Here is a 19,827-nt window from a genome sequence, read left to right on the forward strand (position 1 = left end):
TTACTACAAAAAGAGACGAGAGATTTATAGACATTACAAGGGGGTATTAATGAAAGTGAATGAAAAAACATATTTAAGTATAGAAGAGATTATTTCATTACCGACCTTATCAAGTACAAATATAAGCGATGACGGAAAAAACGTAGCGTTTGTTAAGAGAACAGCTAACTGGAAGAGCAATACATATAGAAATCATGTATGGATATATGAAACAGATAAAGGGCAGAGTTATCCATTAACGAATATGAATATAGATAGTACATGCCCAATATGGTCCCCAGATTCTAGGGATATCGCATACCTTAGCCCTGTTGGTGATGGGGAAAATCAGATCTTTGTTAAGTCAATGGATGGTTATGATAGGGTTCAAATTACTGATGAGAAAGAAGGGATCAGTACATTCAAATGGGATCCTACGGGTAAAGGTTTTTATTATATTGCACAGTCAAAAGAATGTGAGGAAATAAAGAAACGTAAGGAACTATATGGAGATTTTCAACATGTAGGTAAGGAACACCAGAACAATTGTTTATATTACATTGAAATAAAAAAAGTGATACAAAATGATAAAGAGGAACGCGAGATTAACGGTGTTTATCAACTAACGGATGGTAAGGATTTTTATATACATAATTTTGATATTTCAAATGATGGGAAAAAGGTTGTATGTATGGCTACACCAAGCCTAAATGATCATATGAATGGTGATCTATACATATTAGATGTTGAATCTAAGGAACTACAAAAGATGAATACAGATAAGTTATTGGGAGGGAGTGTTTGTTTTTCTCCTGAGGGCAGCAAAATATGTTACTCAGCAAGCATAAGAGAGAAGGATTACTATAAAAACCATATACAAGAGAGTACATTAGAGATATATGATCTGAATGCTGGAGAACGAATTGTCCCTTTAACAGATTTTGATAGTACGATTATGCCATTACAGTGGACAGCTAAAGGAATTTTAATTCGATGGCAGGATAAAACGAATTACTGTATTGGATTGCTATGTGAGGATGGCACTGTGGAAATGTTAAGTGACAAAGTAGATGGCTTTATAATGGATGCCTTTATAACAATGGATGGAAACCATATAGCTTATAATAAGGCTATAACAAATGAAACTTTTGAAATCTATTTGGATGATAAAAAAATAACGAATGAAAATAGCTTTTTCGAAAGCAAGATTAAAAGTAACAGGGAAATCATCTCATGGCAAAGTAGTGATGGCCTTGAAATAGAGGGTGTTTTATCAACCCCTGTAGAGTTTGAAGCAAATAAAAAATATCCTTTATTAGTAGTAATCCATGGTGGCCCGGCTTGGGCCTCCTTTCCGATATTTTCAGACTGTTTTAATGAGAAGTATCCGATTGAACAGTTTGTTGAAAAAGGCTTTATCGTTTTAGAACCAAACTACAGGGGAAGTTCTGGTTATGGTAATGAATTCTTAAAAGCAAACCATAGGAAACAAGGAATTGCTGACTATGAGGATGTGATATCTGGAGTGGATAAACTAGTTGAAGAAGGGATTGTAGATAAAGATAGAGTAGGAGTAATGGGATGGAGTAATGGGGGATATATATCAGCTTTCTGTTCTACATTTAGTAGTAGATTTAAAGCTATTTCGGTGGGGGGCGGAATTACTAACTGGAGTACTCATTATGTACATACAGATATCCCTTACTTTATTAGAATGTATTTAGGAGATACTCCATGGAATGATCCAGAGATATATAAGAAAACATCAGCAATGACATATATTAAATCAGCTTGTACGCCTACCTTAATTCAACATGGGGAAAAAGATGCAAGAATTCCAATTACAAATGCATATGAGCTACATCAAGGGTTAAGAGATATGGAAGTTGATACAGAATTAATGATATTTAAAGGAATGGCATATAGTTCTAATCAGCCAGGAATTCATGTGGCCATTATGAAGCAGAATTTGATGTGGTTTTCACACTATATTCTTGGAGAAAGTATGAAAGATTTTTAGTACTATATAATGGATATTGGCACAGGTGTTTTTGCTGTGCAACTGAGTCAGCTTGTTGTAAACTGCGTTTAAATCATTACTGAGAAGATTTAAATGACTATAAGATTTAGAGTAAATAAGAAAGAGCCTATACGTAGGCTCTTTTTCTTATTTATATTTTAAAAGTAAACTGTTACTACGCAGTTTTACTTAATTTATATGTTTCATGGTTGTTTTTACGGAAAAGTTTAGGGAAAACATAGCCATCTAATCCAATACGTCCAGCATTCTGTCCTGCAACTAAAATGAACATAGTTAAAATAAGCAGGTTTGGATTTACACTAACAGTTCCGCTTAATAAAAATGAAAGGTTCATTATGATTCCGAAAAATGCAGCTGTTTTTGTTAATCCGCCTAAAATCAAACCTAGACCTACTAAAACTTCGCCCCATTGAACTAAAAAGCTAAATAGATCTGCATTTGGAAGAACAAAGTGTTGAAGGAAATCTGCCCACCAAACTTGTACAGCAGGGTGATCACCTGACGCCTGAGCGATAGCGCCTTTTAGAAAACCACTTGCGTCAAAGGATTGTCCGAAAACTTTACCTATCCCAGCAGTGAGCCATGCATATCCTATGTAAAGCCGTAAAAGTAATAATATGAAAGTAGCACGTTTATCAGTTCTTAAAAAATTGATAACCATTGAAATCCCTCCAATATTGTATTTACAAGTTTATTATATATCCATTGTGAGAAGATTCACAATGGATATAATGTGAACAAATTCTTGGTTTTTTATTTATAAAATTGCACATAAAATATTGTGAAGTTTATTTTTGAAAGTTGAGCAATAAATGAGGGATGGGAGCTATCTATTGTATTGGATAACTCCCGTAGTAAACAGATTCATGTACGTTCTTTAAGTTTATTTGGGCGCTCCTTATTATTTCTCCGGTTTTATATAAGGAACAACTTGCGCAGTCACCCCTACAGAAGCACCGCGAATAAAGTCTTGGTTTTCTAATGCCTTAAAGTTTTCCGTTTTTCCTGTTAGCATAACACCTAAAATTTTCACTTGATCGAATGGTTTATTTTCGTTTGATTTTAAAAATTTTTGAATGTCCTTGTCATACCCATCATTGTATTGTTTAAGGGAATCAAAGAAACCTTTGTACGATTCTTCGGGAGGGGTTCCTGGCTCAAATCCGTAAACTGGCATACCGGCAGGTCCTCCGCTTTCATCTCTAATGGGTGAGACCATATATAGCCATACGATATTTAAGTTATCTGGTATTTTTGTTTGAATTTCTTTTAATGTATAAGGTTGATTGAAAGAGATAGCGACTTCCGCAACATAGTTTTCCATTTTGGAAACTGCACTTAATTCATTTTTGACTCCATCGTAATATTCCTTGATGGCCGGATTATAAAATGTAGCAACTTTATTTTTCGTTTGTTTATCGTAATTATAAGACTCTGTATTAGACCTACCCCAATGAGTTCCTGGTATTAACTCATTGTAATCGATGTTAGAGCGAAACCAATCGTAAGGGCTTGTCAGTGTATTCCATCGCACTACGTAACCATTAATATTTTTAGAACGATTTGATGTAATATTGCCGCCAAACATAGATGAACTACTCGTTACTTGAGAATCAATTTGTACATTCGGCTCTGCAATTGCGTTATGTAAAAAGAGTTGTTCGTGAAGCCTCATAGAGCCTTTCGCTGCGAAGTAATTGCCCACTTTATAAATGATAGGGATTAGCATGATTACAACGATAATAGAAGTAAAGATGATTTTAAGTAACTGTTTCCTTTTAGCTTTTTTCAACGCATTTTTTAAAGAAGTATCCATTAATTTTTTCCTCCTACTTTAGAATGAATGGTCTTACGTGCACGATGTAACTTTTGTTTGACGCTGTTTACTTGAATATCTAGTATTAGGGCGATTTCCTCATATGTAAAATCGTAATAATACTTTAAAAAGAAAGCTTCTTTATATTCTAGTTTTATATCTTTTAATAGATAGAAAATCTCATGTTTATTTAAAACAGCATCCAATTCTCGGTCTGTATATTGTAATTTTGAATAAATCTCTTCAGTTAAATGGATGTTCTGTTGCTCTTTTTTTTTCTTCAAGTCAATGTATTCATTTAATGCGACTCTGAAAAACCATGGACGTATGTTATCCTCCGTTAAGCTATCTAGCAATGTGTATACTTTATAGAAAGTATTTTGGATGATGTCTTCTGCATCTTCTTTGATAGCCCCTTTCACTAGTAGTAGTTTGAACACTTCCTCCCCTAAATTGATAAGGTAGGAGGTTAATATATTTTCTTTTCCCATCATTTTTCCTCCCTACACTTATACAACGAATAGGTAATGGTAAATGTATACACTTAAATTAAAGTTTTGTTCTTTATAAAAATAGAAAAGGCATATAACAATCATATGTTATATGCCTTTTCTATTATATATTTAGTAATTTATTTAGGTAATGTAAATTTAACTTTTTTACCTTGTGAAATATCTTTAGCCTCTTTATTTCTCATAGGTCCTAACTCAATCTCAAAGCTTTTGTCTTTCCAGATCTTTTCATACTGCTCTTGATCTAAAATATATACTTGTAGTAATTCCCCAGACGTTCCTGTTTTGACTGCAGCATTATAGTCGTAATTTAATAGCATACCTTCGTTAATCGTATATTGTGTACCATCGTTCACTCTCAATGTAGAGCTTATAGGAGATAGTGAAACGTCTTGAGCATCTTTGTTATCAAGCTTAAAATTCACTGTTAATAGAACAATACCATTTTTGAAACTTGCAAAGCGTGGAGCTTCGACGGAATTTGGTGTGAATTGAGTGAATTGGTATCCATCTAATGTAACAATAACAGCGCCTAATTCTTGGCTGTTATTAATACTTGATTTCTCTTTTAACATTTTTTTATCGCCCATGTTATTAGCTGTAGCTTTATCTTGGTAGAAAGTTTTATCTGCTGAAACCTTTTCAGCACCTTGTTTGTTTAAGCTTAATGAAAAGCTTCCAGGGCTTCCGATTGGAGCATCGAATTTTCCTTTATTAGCTTGAGCAGTTGGGATTGTTACTGAGACTGTTGAGAGACTTGAAATTTTTGCTAGATCATCTTTTCCGAATGGATACGCGATATAACCAGAAATAGTTTCTCCTGCTTTTACTAAGTAATCATTCGTCGGAGCAAGCTTAGTTGGTAGCTGATCTTCTTTTGGAATTAAGTCTTTATAGTTACTATATACTTTCTGCGCACCAGTAAATGACATGTCCAATGTTGGCATATAATAAATATCTTTAGCTGAACTATTTTTTACGCTATAGTTCACAAGAATGACTCCGCCCTCTGTTTGACGGTTAAATGGAATGTTAAAGGCCGTATGGAATCCATTTAATTCAACTAATGTATAACTGTTCATTGATACTGAAACATCTTCAGCTTTATGAACTTGTGGTTCCTTATTTTCAAAAAGAACTTTTGTTTTCCCGCCTGTTTCTTTTTCCATGTAGGAAATAAGTTTAGAATAATCGCCTGAGCTAGTAGCGATATTTTCTGTCTTTTTATCTTCAGTTTTCTTGTCTTCGGATTTCTTTTCTTCAGGTTTCTTTTCTTTCGTTGAATCCGTTTTTTCTGTTTTGTTTTCTTTGGCTGCATTTTCTTTTTGTTCTTTATTTGTCGTATCACTTTGACCACAGCCAGTTATTACAAAAGCTGCTACAATTATTGTAGAAAATAAAGAAAGTAATTTTTTTGACATGTTTCTTCCCCCTATTTGTGTAAAACTAAACTCTCACATTAGCCCCACGTTATATTATAAAAAAGTTAGTAAAAATTTACCAGTGTTTTTTCTGATTGTTTTAATTGTTTAAATATTTCAATATAATAAAATCGGATAGAAGTTTAGAATGGAATGGTGGTTTGTATTTTTTTATCGTTTGAAATATTACATCATATTGGTATGATAGAAATAGAGATATATGGAAAGGAGACAAGGACTCAATATGTGGATGAACTTGTAATGATTAGAAATTAGATAGATGAATTTTTCTCTCATAAGTGAGGGGTTATTTAGCTATCTGTAAATCATGCAAGGACTGCGTAGTTGGCTTGTACATCCCCTTTGTAAGGATAGATACTTATGTGGGGAAATTCATATCTCTTATATAAAATATGCGTCCTTTAAAATTGGAGGAGTATATGATGAATCAATTAAAACATAAAGTAGCAGTTGTTACAGGTGTAAGTCGTTTAGATGGTATAGGCGCAGCGATTTGTAAAGAATTAGCTGAAGTAGGATACGATATATTTTTTACATATTGGACAGCTTACGATAAAAAGATGCCTTGGGGCGTTGATCAAAGTGAACAAATACAATTAAAAGAAGAGTTATTAAAAAACCGTGTGAAAGTATCGAGTATAGAGTTAGATTTAACTCAGAATGATGCACCGAAAGAGCTTATAAATAAAGTTACTGAACAACTGGGTTACCCTCATATATTAATTAATAATGCGGCGTATTCTACAAATAATGACTTCTCTAATTTGACTGCTGAAGATCTGGATAAGCATTACATGGTAAATGTTCGTGCGACTACGTTGTTAAGTAGTCAATTTGCCCGAGGATTTGATAAGAAATCCGGTGGTAGAATTGTGAATATGACTTCGGGGCAATTTCAAGGGCCTATGGCAGGAGAACTGGCATATGCAACAACGAAGGGAGCTATTGATGCTCTTACTAGTACGTTATCGGCGGAAGTGGCCCATTTAGGAATAACAGTGAATGCAATTAATCCAGGACCAACTAGCACAGGGTGGATGAATGAAGAGATAAAGCAAGGATTAAAACCAATGTTTCCTTTTGGCAGAATTGGTGAGCCAAAGGATGCAGCAAGACTTATTAAGTTTTTAGTAAGTGAAGAAGCAGAGTGGATTACGGGACAAGTTATTCATTCAGAGGGTGGATTTAAAAGATAAAGTGAAACTTTAATCAGTGGGGGGCATCCCCCACTGATTATTAACCCTCACCAATCGGGATTTTACGGGCAGTGGATTCCCCACCTAACTTCTTTTCTTCCGCTGAATTTTGAGGTGGGGGCTTACTGCCCACAAATAGAGGGATAAAAAGAAGGTATCTCACCCTGGTGAGATACCTTCTTTTTTAATCTTTCTTCAATCTTCGTGCAACACCATTTCCTAAAGACTGCAACCCTTGAACGAGGATAATTAAAATAAAGACTGTTGCATACATTACTTCAGGTTCGTAGCGTAAATGTCCGAATCGATACGCTAAATCACCCAAACCGCCAGCACCTACAAGTCCAGCCATTGCTGTTGCACCGATTAAACCAATCGTTGCAATTGTTAAGCCAAGTACAAGGGAGGGACGAGCTTCTTTCACCATAACGTGCCAAATGATTTTTATAGTAGAAACGCCCATTGCTTGGTACGCTTCAATAACACCACGATCCACTTCTAATAAAGCTGTCTCCATTAATCGTGCAATATAAGGAGCCGTGAATACGACAAGTGGTACGATAACACCTTGTACACCAATGGATGTTCCCATTAGAAACTTTGTGAAAGGTAAAATGAAGAATAGTAGAATGATAAATGGAAGAGAGCGAATGATATTAATAACGGTATTAAGAATAGGATAAATGATTTTATTTTCGTGCTGTCCACCAGGTCTCGTTAAAACAAGTGTGACACCAAGTGGCAGTGCAATAAGGATAGAGATGAATAGTGAAATAGATGTCATTTGAAATGTTTGGATTGTTGCTTCCCATATGACTTTACCCCATTCATCCAAAAAGGACTTGTTTCCCATAATCTGTTCTACCTCCTTCTACGATGATCCCTTGCTCTTGTAAGAATGATAAAGCGCGATCTACTTCATTTTTTTCACCCTGCATATGAATGACTAGTTTCCCATATGCTTCATGTTTTAACTGTGTGATATTACCGGATAAAATATTTGGATACACTTGAAAACGTTTTGTAGCGATAGCTAATGCTGGTTCGCCAGAAGAGTTTCCTATAAATGAAAGTATTACGATTTCTCCGGTTCTTTGTAGTTCTTTTTGTACCTCTTCTGGAATTTTAGCTGCAAATGCACTATTTACGAATTTCTTCGTTGTTATATGTTGTGGATTGGTGAAAATATCTTTCACAGTCCCACTTTCGATTACTGCTCCATGTTCCATAACAGCAACTCGGTCACATATACGCTGGATGACATTCATTTCATGTGTAATTAATAAAATTGTAATCCCGATTTCTTCATTAATCTTTAATAACAAATCAAGGATAGATTCAGTTGTTTCGGGGTCTAAAGCACTCGTTGCTTCGTCACTTAATAACACTTCAGGTTCATGAGATAGTGCACGAGCGATTGCTACACGTTGTTTTTGGCCGCCAGAAAGTTCACTTGGATATGAATCTTTTCGATTAAAAAGATCAACAATACGTAAATACTTTTCTACCCTTTTTTCAATTTCATTTTTGGGAAGCCCCGATAGGCGTAAAGGTAATGCAATATTTTCATAAACGGTAACGGTTTTAAGTAAGTTGAACCCTTGAAAAATCATTCCAATTTTTTGTCTCGCTTTTGCTAATTCTTTTGTCGACAGTGTAGTTAAATCTTTCTCGTTTACGATAATATTTCCTGTCGTTGGTTTTTCTAATAAATTTACACATCGAATTAATGTACTTTTACCAGCGCCACTATATCCAATGATTCCAAATACTTCGCCCTTTTTTACTTGAAGGGAAGTAGGTTTAAGAGCTTCTACATTCCCTTTTTTTGTTGTAAATACTTTGGATACATTTTTTAATTCAATCATTATCGTCAGCTCCTACCAAGATGGTAAAACTGAACCATCAAATTTTTTCTCGATAAATTCTTTTACTTCTTTAGATTGATAGGCTTTCTTTAATTTATTTACAACAGCATCATCTTTATTTTCAGTACGAACAACGACCCAGTTCACATATGGTGAATCTTTTCCCTCACGGAAGATAGAATCTTTCGCAGGGCTTAATTTTGCACCTAATGCAAAGTTTGTATTAATTGCAGCTGCTTTCACTTCACTTAGTTGTGTCGGTAATTGAGATGCCTCTAATTCAACAATCTTTAAATTCTTTGGATTTTCAATTACATCTTTCGCAGTAGCTTTTTCTGTAGCCTTTGGATCCACTTTTAAAACACCTGCTTTTTCAAATAGTTTTAAAGCTCGAAGTTCATTCGTTGGATCATTTGGTACAGCGATTGCGTCACCCTCTTTTAAGTCTTTTACATCTTTTATGTCTTTAGAATATACGCCCATAGGGAATGTTACTGTTGAAAATACTTCCGTTAATTTCATATTACGTTCAGCTTTAAATACGTCTAAATAAGATTTCGTTTGATAGCTATTTACATCAAGACTTTTTTCATCTAGGGATACGTTTGGTGCTACATAATCATTAAATACCTTTACATCAATTTCGAGCCCATCTTTCGCTGCCACTTCTTTTACCTTTTCAAAAATTTGTTCATGTGGTCCACCTGTTACACCGACAGTAATCTTTTTCTCATCTAATGCTTTTACCTCTTTGTCAGAATTAGCGCCACATGCGCCTAGCAATAATACCGCTCCACTTACAATGCTCAATAATACTTTTTTCATCTATAAGTCCCCCTTCATATACGTTACAAAATAAAAAGCACCTCTCAAAATAAGAGAGGTGCCGAATAGACAAAATAGGTTCCTCTCTTATCTTCCAAAACGAAAACTCGTTTTGCAGGAATTAGCACCTTAGCTTATACGTCATAAGCTCGGTTGCCGGGCATCATCGGGCCAGTCCCTCCGCCACTCTTGATAAGAGTATGTGTATGTAGTTTTTTAATATGGTACTAATAGTAAATCTTACAAAAAGAATTGTCAATGTTATTTTCTGAATATATTTTGTTTTAAGGTAATCGAAACGTTCCCTTTTTTATGCCCTTTTTCTACATATAAATGAGCTTCAGCAATTTCTTCTAATCGGTAAGTTCTATCAATAACGGGTTTTAAATTTTCTGTTTCCGTTAGTTTTTTTAGTAGAAACATATCTTCTTTACTGACCTTTGCCATCATGCCATTAACAGATACATATACACCAGTAGGCGTTAATGCTTTTTTTCCAAGGGATCTTTTATGTTTTCCAACAGCATCAAATATAACATCATAGTATTCGCCCCGCTTAGTAAAATCTTCTTTCGTATAATCGATTACTTTATCAGCTCCTAAAGATTGCACTAGTTCAAAATTTGAATGACTACAAACAGCTGTAACGGTTGCACCGAAATATTTAGCAAGTTGTACGGCAGCTGTTCCTACTGATCCAGATGCGCCATATATTAGCACTTGTTGCCCCCTTTTTATACGGGTCTTTCGTAGGAAATGTAGTGCCGAAGTTCCGCCAAAGGGAATAACTGCTGCTTCCTCATACGTTACATTGGTAGGTTTTAATGCTATTAATCCACTTTCATGTATACATGTATATTCTGCATAACCACCGACATTAAGCTCTGTTAATGCAAAAATTTGATCTCCTTTTTTAAATTGAGTTACATCTGTTCCTATTTCTTCGATTTCACCGGATAACTCTACACCGAGTATAGGCTTTCTCGGTTTTCTAAAACCTAATATGATTCGCATAGGAATCCAAAATAAGAGAGGGCTATTAAAGCTGCGCATTCTACAATCTCCAGTCGTTACACTTGTTGCGTGAATTCTAACTAATACTTCATTCTTTTTGGGAGTAGGCTTCGCTACATCCTGAAGTTTGAGAACATTAGGTGGTCCATACTTTGTGCAAATTATTGCTTTCATAATGACCTCCTGAAATGAGTTGTTATTACATCATATTTAACTAGTTCTTTAAAAATGTTGCTATGAGAGGAATAAAGTTAAATAGGGAGATTAAAAATTATATAGATTTCAGAGAGAAATAGATGATATCCTTTGGGGAAGGAGGGGGAATTATGAAAAAACTTATTTTAACTTCTAGTCTAGTATTTGCGGTTATGTTAGGTGCAGGATGTAGTAATGAGAAAACAGCAAAGACGGATGAACCGAAAAAAGAATCAGTTCAAAAAGAAAAGGAATTAGCAGCGAAGGATGTTTTCACGAAAACGAACGAAGCTTTTAAAAATGAAGAACATGTAACGATGACATATGATGTAGGGATAAAAGCTGAGAGAACAGAGATGGATATATTAAAGGCTAAGATGCAATTAGAGCCAAAGACAAAGAATTCTCGTTCTGAAATGAATGTTTCTGGTACGGATATTGTAGTATATACTGTGGATGGTAAAGTTGCAGGTCAGGTGAAAAATCCTGCTACAGGAGAAGTTATATCTGTATCAGAGGAGCAATTAAATGCTGGTGGGATGAAAGCAACTCAAGATATTATAGATAATTTAGAAGTGCCAGCAGTAGTGTTAGATAAAATGAAGATGGAGAAAAGCGGAGATAAATACAAACTGAAGTTCACATTAAAAGGGAAAGAAACAGAAAGTATGTTAACTAGCATGGATGAAACGCAGAAGAAAATGCTACAAGCGCAAAACGCAAAGATAGAAGAAGTGGATGGAGAATATATCATTACAAAAGATTTTAAATATGAATCAGCGAAGATTGATATGATTATGAGTAGTAATGGTAGGGATAAGGCACACATTATTACGAATGCAAAATATACATCGTACGAAAAGTTTGAGCCAATACAGATACCAGTAGCAAAGTAATGAATGTTAAGGGAGGTACCTGAAAGAATGGGTATCTCTTTTTGTTGCTAATAAGGAGAGTGTCATTTGAAAAAAAGAAAGATAGCAGTTGTCATTGTAGCGTATACCGTTTTGCTTGCAACGTCTGTACATACATATAAAAAACAACTTGATCATCCTATTATGAGTGATGTAGGCAAATTGCTTCCGACAAAAATAAAACGTGTTGAAAGTGCTACAGATGAGCGCTCGTTAATACAATTAGTGCGAGATGCAAATGTTTCAGGAGAGAAGATTTCTATCGCTGGTATGCAACATAGTCAAGGAGGACAAACATATTATCCGAACGGTACGATGCTCGATATGAAAGGATATAATAAAATATTAGAATTTGATCCGAAGAAGAAGCGAATCACGGTTCAAAGCGGTGTCACGTGGAATGATATTCAGAAGAAAATAAATCCATATGGTCTGGCAGTTCAAGTAATGCAATCTCAAAACATTTTTACTGTTGGTGGTTCATTAAGTGTAAATGTACATGGGCGTGATATTCGTCATGAAGCATTGATTGATACAGTAGAGTCGTTTAGGTTGTTAATGGCAGATGGTACGGTGCGTAATGTAAGTAGAGAAGAAAATGCTGATTTGTTTCCGTATGTAATTGGAGGGTACGGATTGTTTGGCGTGATTTTAGATGTGACGCTACAGTTAACAGATGATGCATTGTATGAAACGCATACGAAGGTACTAGATTATAAAGAATACGCGTCTTATTTCAAAGAAAAAGTGAAAAAAGATGAAAATGTTCGTATGCACTTAGCGCGTATTTCTGTTGCTCCAAACTCATTTTTAAAAGAGATGTATGTGACAGATTATACAGTGGCACAAAATCAAAATATGAGGGAAGAGTACAGTGAATTAAAGGAAGAAAATATTATAGCTGCACCGAAATTTTTGCTTGGGTTATCGCGTTATAGCGACTGGGGAAAGAATACGTTTTGGGATATACAAAGAAATTATTTTGAACGTACAGATGGAAAGTATGAGACGCGAAATAATGTTATGAGGTCAGATAGTGCTTTTATGGAATATGAAAATCCGAATAGGACAGAAGTGTTACAAGAATACTTTGTGCCCGTAGATTCTTTCACAAAATACATAGATGATTTACGTAACACATTAACCGAAGAAGAGCTGAATTTGCTCAACATTACGATTCGTTATGTGGAAAAGAATGAAAATGCAGTTTTATCCTATGCGAAAGATGATATGTTTGCGCTGGTTCTTTTAATTAATCAGGGACGCTCAGAGGGTGAGATAAGGAAAACAGAGGATGTCATTCGGAAGATGATCGATGTTACTTTAAAGCATAATGGTAGTTATTATTTACCGTACTATTCTTACCCAACGAAGGAGCAGTTAAAGAGGGCATATCCTCGTATAGAAGAATTTCTTCAAAAGAAGAAGGAAGTAGATCCAGAAGAGAGATTTGTGAATTTATTTTATAGGGAGTATACGAAATGACATATAGAAGATTTGTAGCGTCACAAAGCATAATTATGATGGCAGGAAGTATGGTATTTCCTTTTTACATTCTATTGCTTCGGAATGTTGGGAATAGCTTCTCACAGTTTGGTTGGGCGTATGGTTTATTTTCCTTAACTTCAGCTCTAGTATATCCATTAGTTGGAAGAATCTCTGATAGAGTAGGTGATAGAAAGTTATTAATTATATACGCCTGGTCCATGGCTATATTAATGCTTTGTTTTCCTATTGCAACAGAAGTATGGCATGTATATATTCTTCAAATTGTAATGGGTATTTTAGGGGCTGTGCAGCGTAATACGGAGAAGACATCGTTAGCACGAAAAGTTGTGCAAGAAAATGCTGGTTATGAGATTGGAAAATACCATGTGTGGACATCGATTGGAGGAGCATTAGCAATTATTGCAACGGGATATTTAGTAGATTTCTTTACGATTGGCACCATTTTTTATATTGCATCTATCTTATATGTAGTGAGTGGGATTGTATTAAGTAGTAAAAAAATATAATCATCCCCATTTTTACCTGAATACCCTTTATTTGCTATACTAAAAGGGAAAATAAAAGAAAAGGGGACATTGCCTTTGATGAAATTTTTAATTTTAGCTATTCTCACTTTGTTTTTGATTCCATGGACAAGAAGCGGTAGTAAACTTCGAGCAGTGGATAAGAAAGGGGATGAGAAGGTTGTAAAGGGTAAGAAATCATCCATTTTAGTTATTCCTGTTTTATTTTGGATAGGTATTGCAATCTACGAATATCTTTGGCTAATCGATGATCGAGCAGATTCGATTCTTACTCATTATTCCGTTGCAGTAGCAGTTTTAATTGGGCTTGTTTTATTTTCACAAAATCAAATAGGGAAATTAGAAGGTACGTTAAAGGGACTTCTAATGTTTGTTTTACTCGCAAGTTATGGCTATTTTGGTTATTTGCACGATATAGTAATCACGCAAACGAAATATGATTCTGTTGTGAAGATCGAGAAAGATATTTCAGAGCCATTTACTGAAAATGATCAACCGTTTACAGTGCCGCCAAAGACAGCGGAGAATAAGATGAAAAAAGTATTTGGGGATATTCCGAAAGTAGCTTATTTTGAGCTAGGAGAATTAACGCCACAAATGGTAAATGGCGAGGCCTTATATGTAGCACCAATTGAAGTTTCAGGATTTTTTAAAGCGCGTAAAGCTGAGACAATTCCAGGGTACGTAACGATGTCAGGTACGAATCCTGATGCGGAAGCGAAACTGCACCTTGGTTATAAAATGAAATATGTGCCAAGCATGTTTTTTGGTAATAAATTAGAACGTGTCGTTCGAAAAGCAGAACCGGATTTAATTTTTAAAGGGAAACCTAAATTTGAAGTGGATGATAAAGGGAAACCGTATTATACAATGACGTATGGTGAATTTATTTCAGGAAGATCTGGATTTGAAGTAGAAGGCGTTGTAGTAGTAGATGCACAAACAGGTGAAGTGAAAAGATACGACAAAGGAAAGGCACCTAAATTCGTTGATGGCGTATTAAATCACGAGACTGCATCTACATTAAATACGTATTTCGGTAAATATATTCACGGATTTTGGAATACAAAATTCTCGCAAACGGATATGAAGATTCCGACTGAGTGGGGAACGAAAGAAGGAGTTACACCAATCTTCGGTAAGGATGGAACGTTATATTATTTTACTGATTTCACCTCTCCGAAAGAAGGAGTAGATTCTGCACTAGGTTACTCGCTTATTGATGCACGTACAGGTAAGTTGTATTACTATAACGGAAAAGAAGTAAAGGGAATTATGGATGGTTCGGCTGCTACAGAAGTAGTGGATAATTCCTTTAAGAGAGAGAAGTGGCACGGAACGATGCCGGTTATTTATAACGTGTACGGTAAACCTTCTTGGATTGTACCTGTTATTGATGACGGAGGATTAGTACGTGCTCACACGGTTATCTATGCTTCTAATGCGAAAATATTTGCAACAGGTTCGACGCAAAAAGAAGCACTTGAGAATTATAAAAATGCGCTGAGCGGAAGTGGAGATTCATTTAGACCGACTTCAAATGGTAAAGAAGCACAAAAAGAAGGCGTTGTACAACGTGTATATAAAGAAAAATCAGGTGAAAATACAATTGTGTACGTACTGATAGAGAATGAACAAAAAGTATTTATGATACCTGTGAAGAAATTCCCATATGCTATGTTTACAGAAGTGGGAGATCCGATTCAAATCACATATTTAGATACAGGCGAGGCGATGTCTTCCGTATCTAAATTTACAAATAGCAATTTGAAAAAGTAAAGCGATAGAAATTCTATCGCTTTTTTTTACGATATGAAACAGGAAAATGCACTATACTTGACGTATGTTTATGTTGTAACTATAATTGTTACGATTTAGTGTTTATAAGAAAGGGTGAACGAAAAAAGTGAATGGAGTTAATCACGAAATATATAAACCTGTAAAGACAAATAGGTTATGGATGATTCTTGTACTAGGGACACTTACGGCGATTGGGCCATTATCTATTGATATGTATTTGCCTTCTTTACCGAAATTAACGGATGATTTGCAAACAGGTGCATCCCTTGCACAGCTTACATTGACAGCTTGTTTACTGGGGCTTTCAGTTGGGCAATTATTTGTCGGTTCAATTAGTGATATTTATGGAAGGCGCAAACCTCTTATTATTGCTCTTATTATTTATGTTGCTTCTTCTTTACTTTGTGCTATTGCGCCATCTATTTGGAGTTTAGTGTTATTGCGCTTCTTACAAGGAGCTTCAGGATCGGCTGGGATTGTTATATCACGTGCAATGGTACGTGACATGTATTCAGGTTCTGAAATGACGAAGTTTTTCTCGTTGCTCATGTTAGTAAACGGAGCAGCGCCTATTTTGGCACCGATTATTGGGGGACAATTGCTACAGTTTACAACATGGCGCGGTGTCTTCATCGTTCTTGGAGCAATTAGTGTATTCATGTTAATATCAGCTACTTTCGTATTACGTGAAACATTACCTCCTGAAGAAAGAGAAACAGGTGGTTTGTCAGGGACATTGGCGACGTACGGAAAACTGTTAAAGGATCGTTTGTTTATGGGATATGCATTATCACAAGGGCTAGTAACGGCGGCGATGTTTGCATACATTTCGGGCTCACCATTTGTGTTGCAGAACATATACGGAGCATCACCACAGCAATTTAGCTTATTCTTTGCGATTAACGGTATCGGTATTATTATTGCTAGTCAGGTTACGGGCCGTTTAGCAGGGAAAGTGAATGAGAAAACATTATTCGTTTCCGGTATTATTATTGCAGCTATTGGTGGTCTATCTTTATTACTGACAATCTTACTAGGAATAGGTTTAATTGGTGTTTTATGCTCGTTATTCCTTGTTGTATCAAGTGTCGGGGTTGTATCAACAACTGGGTTCTCGTTAGCGATGAGAAATCAGAAACAGGCTGCAGGAACGGCATCGGCTTTATTAGGTTTATTACAGTTCATTTCAGGAGCACTTGTTGCACCGTTAGTAGGTATTGGTGGAAGCAACACCGCATTACCGATGGGGGTTGTGATAGCTCTTTGTGAAATTGGTGCTGTGTTATGTTATCTATTTATGGCCAGAAGAAGTGAGAAGCAGTTTGAACTGCAACAAAGACAAAATTTAGAGGCTTAACAAAAAAGAACTGATTCAGAGGGAATATTTGAATCAGTTCTTTTTTTCATTTCTTTGAAATACCTCATACATATTATTCATGATCGTATCATATAAAACAGCAAGTTTATCCCACACCCAGCGATTACTATCGACTTCTTTTTCCCCGCAGTCGATAATATCGGTATGGTCGGTAATTTTATACGCCTTTTTAACGATAATAGGAGCAATTTTCGGTATACGTGGGATTTCTTTTAAGATATCTGCGAAGTTTCCAATGTAGACATGACCGATGATTTCGATTGTTAATGATTTATCTGATATATTTAGCACGGTATGAAATTGATTTGTATGTTGTTGTTTTAAATATTGGGCTAACTTAAATGGAGCATGTTTCTTTTTTAATACGCGGCGAAGGCTCTCTGTATTTTCGATATGAAGTGATTTTTCGCGAATAAGGACACGAATATCTTCTCCCATAAAAGGCATTGTGTTGTACATAGATGATTCTCCTTAAAAATTTACATATGTTTGCGTTATGCATATGTAAGTCTAGCATGGTTTGTTCTTTATGTGTGCTTACAGTTTTGTAAGGTGATGTAGTAAAGCAGTGCAAAAGTTATTTGTATAAAGTGACGATACTGTGACAAACATGTTGGTATATATATTAGGATGTCGTCTTAAGTGTAAAAAGTAGGATGTTCTCGGTATAATAACAAGTGGAGATAAAAGAAACTATAATGAGTAATAGCTGTAGATAAAAGGAGAAGAAGAGATGAAGAAGGTTTTGGGTATTGCTGTAATGGGAAGTATGCTCCTTCTAGCAGGGTGTAATGGAAATAAAGATACGAAAGAACCGAAAGAAAAGGTAGAGCAATCTACTGAACAAACAGAAGAGATGAAAGAATACCTTGCAGTACATGAAAAATACGATATAAAAATGAATAAAGAAATTAATAAAGCACTGCAGTTATTTGAAGTGGCAAAAGAAAAGGGCGGTAAGGAAATAACGAATGCTACATATAAAGAAGATGTGCAAAAGGTAACAACGAGCATGTTAGAGGATATTGATCATATACGTAAAGAAATTCGTGTACCAAAGTCGAAAGAGAAAGAACATGAGGTATATGTTGGTTTCCTGGATGAATCGGAACAAGCGATGAAAAAATTACAGAAGTTAGCTAAAGAAGAAGATTCATCATTGATTCGTGATATTGAAATTAACTTTGCAACAGCATCGACATACTATAAACGTTTTCAAACAGAAGCGAAAAAATAACCTTGCCTGGGCAAGGTTATTTTTTCTTCTTACCATCACCGTCTTCATCCTCGGATACTAATACCTTCTGTTCTTCGTGAAATTCGGAAATAGTTTGTCCTGTAATAGTATCGAAAGGAGTATAAAAAGAGGTGATACTTCTTCTTTTAATGAAGAGTGTGTAGAACCCGATGATGACAAGAATGACGATTGTTAATGGTAATCCTATAGTGGCAAGAAGTAAGGGATCCATCATATAACTCCTTTAACATCTTTTCTTTTTATTATAAGTGAAAACTATAATTTCGATAAAAGGATTAAAGACTGATTTTTCTAAATATATCCAATTTGATTGACTTTTCATTTTTTCAGAATTATAATTCGAAATATACAATTTGAACCAAATAATTATATAGCAATTTACTTATCCAGAGAGGTAGAGGGACTGGCCCTATGACACCTCAGCAGCGGGTTCTGTAAGATGAACACCGTGCTAATTCCAGCAAGCAAGTCTTGAAAGATAAGTGATGGGCCTTTGTTTATTAAGCCTTGATCTTATTTTTTAAGATCAAGGCTTTTTGTATTTTAAGAAGAGAAAAGGGAGTAATGGGAAAGATACGTCAATAAAACAAAGTAAATTTATGAGTTTAGGGGGTTATTAGAGTGTATGTTGTTAAAAAACTATCAGTTATGGTTTTCACATTATGGGTTATTACGACAGTGACATTTTTAATTATGCATATTATTCCGGGAGATCCATTTTCATCAGATGCGAAAATCTTTCCTGAAGAAGTGATACAAAACATGAGGGCGAAGTATCATCTTGATGAACCGTTATGGAATCAATATGTTGCTTATTTAGACGGTGTAGTTCATTTTGACTTTGGTGAATCCGTTCAATCGACAGGGCAAGGCGTATCAGAGATTATAACGACAGGATTTGGTCCATCAGCAATTATCGGTCTACAAGCACTTATTATTTCATTGTTAGTTGGGATTGCAGCAGGCACATTTGCAGCTCTCTATCACGGGAGAGTAATTGATTATGGTGTGAGTTTGCTTGCAATTCTCGGCATATCTATTCCAAGCTTTATTCTAGCACCATTATTTATACAAGTATTTGCTATCCAATTTGAACTTTTACCAGTAGCGTCTTGGGGAACATTCGAACATACGGTATTACCATCTTTCGCATTGGCGCTAGGTCCAATCGCGGTTATTACAAGATTTGTTCGTTCTAATATGATCGAAGTATTGCAGAGTGATTATATTAAGCTAGCGAGAGCGAAAGGTATACCAATTAAGAAAATCATTATAAGACATGCTCTTCGAAATGCGATTGTTCCAGTACTTACATTTGTTGGACCATTAATGGCTGGACTGCTAACAGGGACTTTCGTTATTGAAAAAATCTTTTCAATTCCTGGTCTAGGAAAATATTTTGTAGATAGTATTTTCAATCGAGATTATCCGGTGATTATGGGAACAACGATTTTCTATAGTGCATTATTAATTTCTTGTATTTTCATTACAGATATTATTCATCGCATTGTGGATCCACGTATTCGTTCTATTACGTAAGGAGGGGGGATATTTAA

General features: G+C 35.3%; 19 protein-coding genes and 2 riboswitches. Of the genes, 9 read left to right on the top strand and 10 right to left on the bottom strand.

Going from position 1 to position 19,827, the window contains the following annotated elements:
* Window positions 1-49 precede the first annotated feature (49 nt).
* Window positions 50-1,999 (top strand): S9 family peptidase, encoded by a 1,950-nt coding sequence (locus KZZ19_RS00975; RefSeq protein ID WP_237982623.1) that lies wholly within the window; start codon window positions 50-52, stop codon window positions 1,997-1,999.
* 175 nt (window positions 2,000-2,174) lie between these two features.
* Here KZZ19_RS00975 and KZZ19_RS00980 read toward each other — a convergent pair whose 3' ends face one another.
* The 4 genes from KZZ19_RS00980 to KZZ19_RS00995 all read right to left on the bottom strand — a co-directional run bounded on the left by KZZ19_RS00980 (window position 2,175) and on the right by KZZ19_RS00995 (window position 5,769).
* Entirely contained in the window at window positions 2,175-2,681 is a 507-nt protein-coding gene (locus tag KZZ19_RS00980) for a DoxX family membrane protein (protein WP_088094861.1), read from the bottom strand.
* Between the two features lie 240 nt (window positions 2,682-2,921).
* Window positions 2,922-3,836, bottom strand: coding sequence for a sigma factor regulator N-terminal domain-containing protein (locus KZZ19_RS00985; RefSeq protein ID WP_237982624.1), 915 nt, complete (start codon window positions 3,834-3,836; stop codon window positions 2,922-2,924).
* Window positions 3,836-4,327 carry an RNA polymerase sigma factor gene (locus tag KZZ19_RS00990; RefSeq protein ID WP_237982625.1) on the bottom strand — a complete coding sequence of 164 codons (492 nt, stop codon included), beginning with the start codon at window positions 4,325-4,327 and terminating at the stop codon, window positions 3,836-3,838. The genes KZZ19_RS00985 and KZZ19_RS00990 overlap by 1 nt, the downstream gene beginning before the upstream one ends.
* 140 nt (window positions 4,328-4,467) lie before the next feature.
* Window positions 4,468-5,769: a DUF5068 domain-containing protein gene (locus KZZ19_RS00995; RefSeq protein WP_237982626.1), complete on the bottom strand. Its 1,302-nt coding sequence runs from the start codon at window positions 5,767-5,769 to the stop codon at window positions 4,468-4,470.
* Window positions 5,770-6,209: 440 nt separating this feature from the next.
* Between KZZ19_RS00995 and KZZ19_RS01000 the strand changes: the two genes are divergently transcribed.
* Window positions 6,210-6,986 carry an SDR family oxidoreductase gene (locus KZZ19_RS01000; RefSeq protein ID WP_237982627.1) on the top strand — a complete coding sequence of 259 codons (777 nt, stop codon included), beginning with the start codon at window positions 6,210-6,212 and terminating at the stop codon, window positions 6,984-6,986.
* Window positions 6,987-7,170: 184 nt separating this feature from the next.
* On the opposite strand, the gene KZZ19_RS01005 is transcribed toward KZZ19_RS01000, so the two are convergent.
* From KZZ19_RS01005 to KZZ19_RS01020, 4 genes are all read right to left on the bottom strand, one after another.
* A complete protein-coding gene (locus tag KZZ19_RS01005) occupies window positions 7,171-7,839 on the bottom strand; it encodes a methionine ABC transporter permease (protein WP_088094859.1) in 669 nt (222 codons plus the stop codon).
* Window positions 7,814-8,854: a methionine ABC transporter ATP-binding protein gene (locus KZZ19_RS01010; protein ID WP_237982628.1), complete on the bottom strand. Its 1,041-nt coding sequence runs from the start codon at window positions 8,852-8,854 to the stop codon at window positions 7,814-7,816. The genes KZZ19_RS01005 and KZZ19_RS01010 overlap by 26 nt, the downstream gene beginning before the upstream one ends.
* A 12-nt stretch (window positions 8,855-8,866) precedes the next feature.
* A complete protein-coding gene (locus KZZ19_RS01015) occupies window positions 8,867-9,679 on the bottom strand; it encodes a MetQ/NlpA family ABC transporter substrate-binding protein (RefSeq protein ID WP_131934686.1) in 813 nt (270 codons plus the stop codon).
* A gap of 84 nt (window positions 9,680-9,763) precedes the next feature.
* Window positions 9,764-9,878: riboswitch (SAM riboswitch) on the bottom strand.
* 62 nt (window positions 9,879-9,940) lie between these two features.
* Window positions 9,941-10,867 carry an NAD(P)-dependent alcohol dehydrogenase gene (locus KZZ19_RS01020; protein ID WP_237982629.1) on the bottom strand — a complete coding sequence of 309 codons (927 nt, stop codon included), beginning with the start codon at window positions 10,865-10,867 and terminating at the stop codon, window positions 9,941-9,943.
* Window positions 10,868-11,019: 152 nt separating this feature from the next.
* Here KZZ19_RS01020 and KZZ19_RS01025 point away from each other — a divergent pair, with 152 nt between their 5' ends.
* The 5 genes from KZZ19_RS01025 to KZZ19_RS01045 all read left to right on the top strand — a co-directional run bounded on the left by KZZ19_RS01025 (window position 11,020) and on the right by KZZ19_RS01045 (window position 16,992).
* The gene (locus KZZ19_RS01025; protein ID WP_237982630.1) at window positions 11,020-11,784 is read left to right on the top strand and encodes a hypothetical protein; all 765 of its coding nucleotides are present in this window, start codon (window positions 11,020-11,022) and stop codon (window positions 11,782-11,784) included.
* Window positions 11,785-11,850: 66 nt separating this feature from the next.
* The gene (locus KZZ19_RS01030; protein WP_237982631.1) at window positions 11,851-13,287 is read left to right on the top strand and encodes an FAD-binding oxidoreductase; all 1,437 of its coding nucleotides are present in this window, start codon (window positions 11,851-11,853) and stop codon (window positions 13,285-13,287) included.
* Window positions 13,284-13,817 (top strand): MFS transporter, encoded by a 534-nt coding sequence (locus KZZ19_RS01035; protein WP_237982632.1) that lies wholly within the window; start codon window positions 13,284-13,286, stop codon window positions 13,815-13,817. The genes KZZ19_RS01030 and KZZ19_RS01035 overlap by 4 nt, the downstream gene beginning before the upstream one ends.
* A 78-nt stretch (window positions 13,818-13,895) precedes the next feature.
* Window positions 13,896-15,614 carry a DUF3981 domain-containing protein gene (locus KZZ19_RS01040; RefSeq protein WP_237982641.1) on the top strand — a complete coding sequence of 573 codons (1,719 nt, stop codon included), beginning with the start codon at window positions 13,896-13,898 and terminating at the stop codon, window positions 15,612-15,614.
* 127 nt (window positions 15,615-15,741) lie between these two features.
* On the top strand, window positions 15,742-16,992 hold the full coding sequence (locus tag KZZ19_RS01045) for a multidrug effflux MFS transporter (RefSeq protein WP_044440642.1): 1,251 nt from the start codon (window positions 15,742-15,744) through the stop codon (window positions 16,990-16,992).
* Between the two features lie 33 nt (window positions 16,993-17,025).
* Here the strand turns inward: KZZ19_RS01045 and KZZ19_RS01050 are convergent, their stop codons facing one another.
* On the bottom strand, window positions 17,026-17,472 hold the full coding sequence (locus KZZ19_RS01050) for a hypothetical protein (protein WP_000282867.1): 447 nt from the start codon (window positions 17,470-17,472) through the stop codon (window positions 17,026-17,028).
* A gap of 274 nt (window positions 17,473-17,746) precedes the next feature.
* Between KZZ19_RS01050 and KZZ19_RS01055 the strand changes: the two genes are divergently transcribed.
* Window positions 17,747-18,250: a hypothetical protein gene (locus tag KZZ19_RS01055; RefSeq protein ID WP_088094851.1), complete on the top strand. Its 504-nt coding sequence runs from the start codon at window positions 17,747-17,749 to the stop codon at window positions 18,248-18,250.
* A gap of 16 nt (window positions 18,251-18,266) precedes the next feature.
* Here KZZ19_RS01055 and KZZ19_RS01060 read toward each other — a convergent pair whose 3' ends face one another.
* Window positions 18,267-18,482, bottom strand: a complete 216-nt coding sequence (locus KZZ19_RS01060; RefSeq protein ID WP_237982633.1) for a DUF3951 domain-containing protein — start codon at window positions 18,480-18,482, stop codon at window positions 18,267-18,269.
* 168 nt (window positions 18,483-18,650) lie between these two features.
* Window positions 18,651-18,756, top strand: a riboswitch (SAM riboswitch).
* Between the two features lie 136 nt (window positions 18,757-18,892).
* Between KZZ19_RS01060 and KZZ19_RS01065 the strand changes: the two genes are divergently transcribed.
* Complete coding sequence (locus tag KZZ19_RS01065; RefSeq protein ID WP_088094849.1) at window positions 18,893-19,810, top strand: ABC transporter permease; 918 nt, start codon at window positions 18,893-18,895, stop codon at window positions 19,808-19,810.
* Window positions 19,811-19,827: the final 17 nt, after the last annotated feature.

The organism is Bacillus thuringiensis (genome assembly GCF_022095615.2).
Lineage (GTDB): Bacteria > Bacillota > Bacilli > Bacillales > Bacillaceae_G > Bacillus_A > Bacillus_A cereus_AG.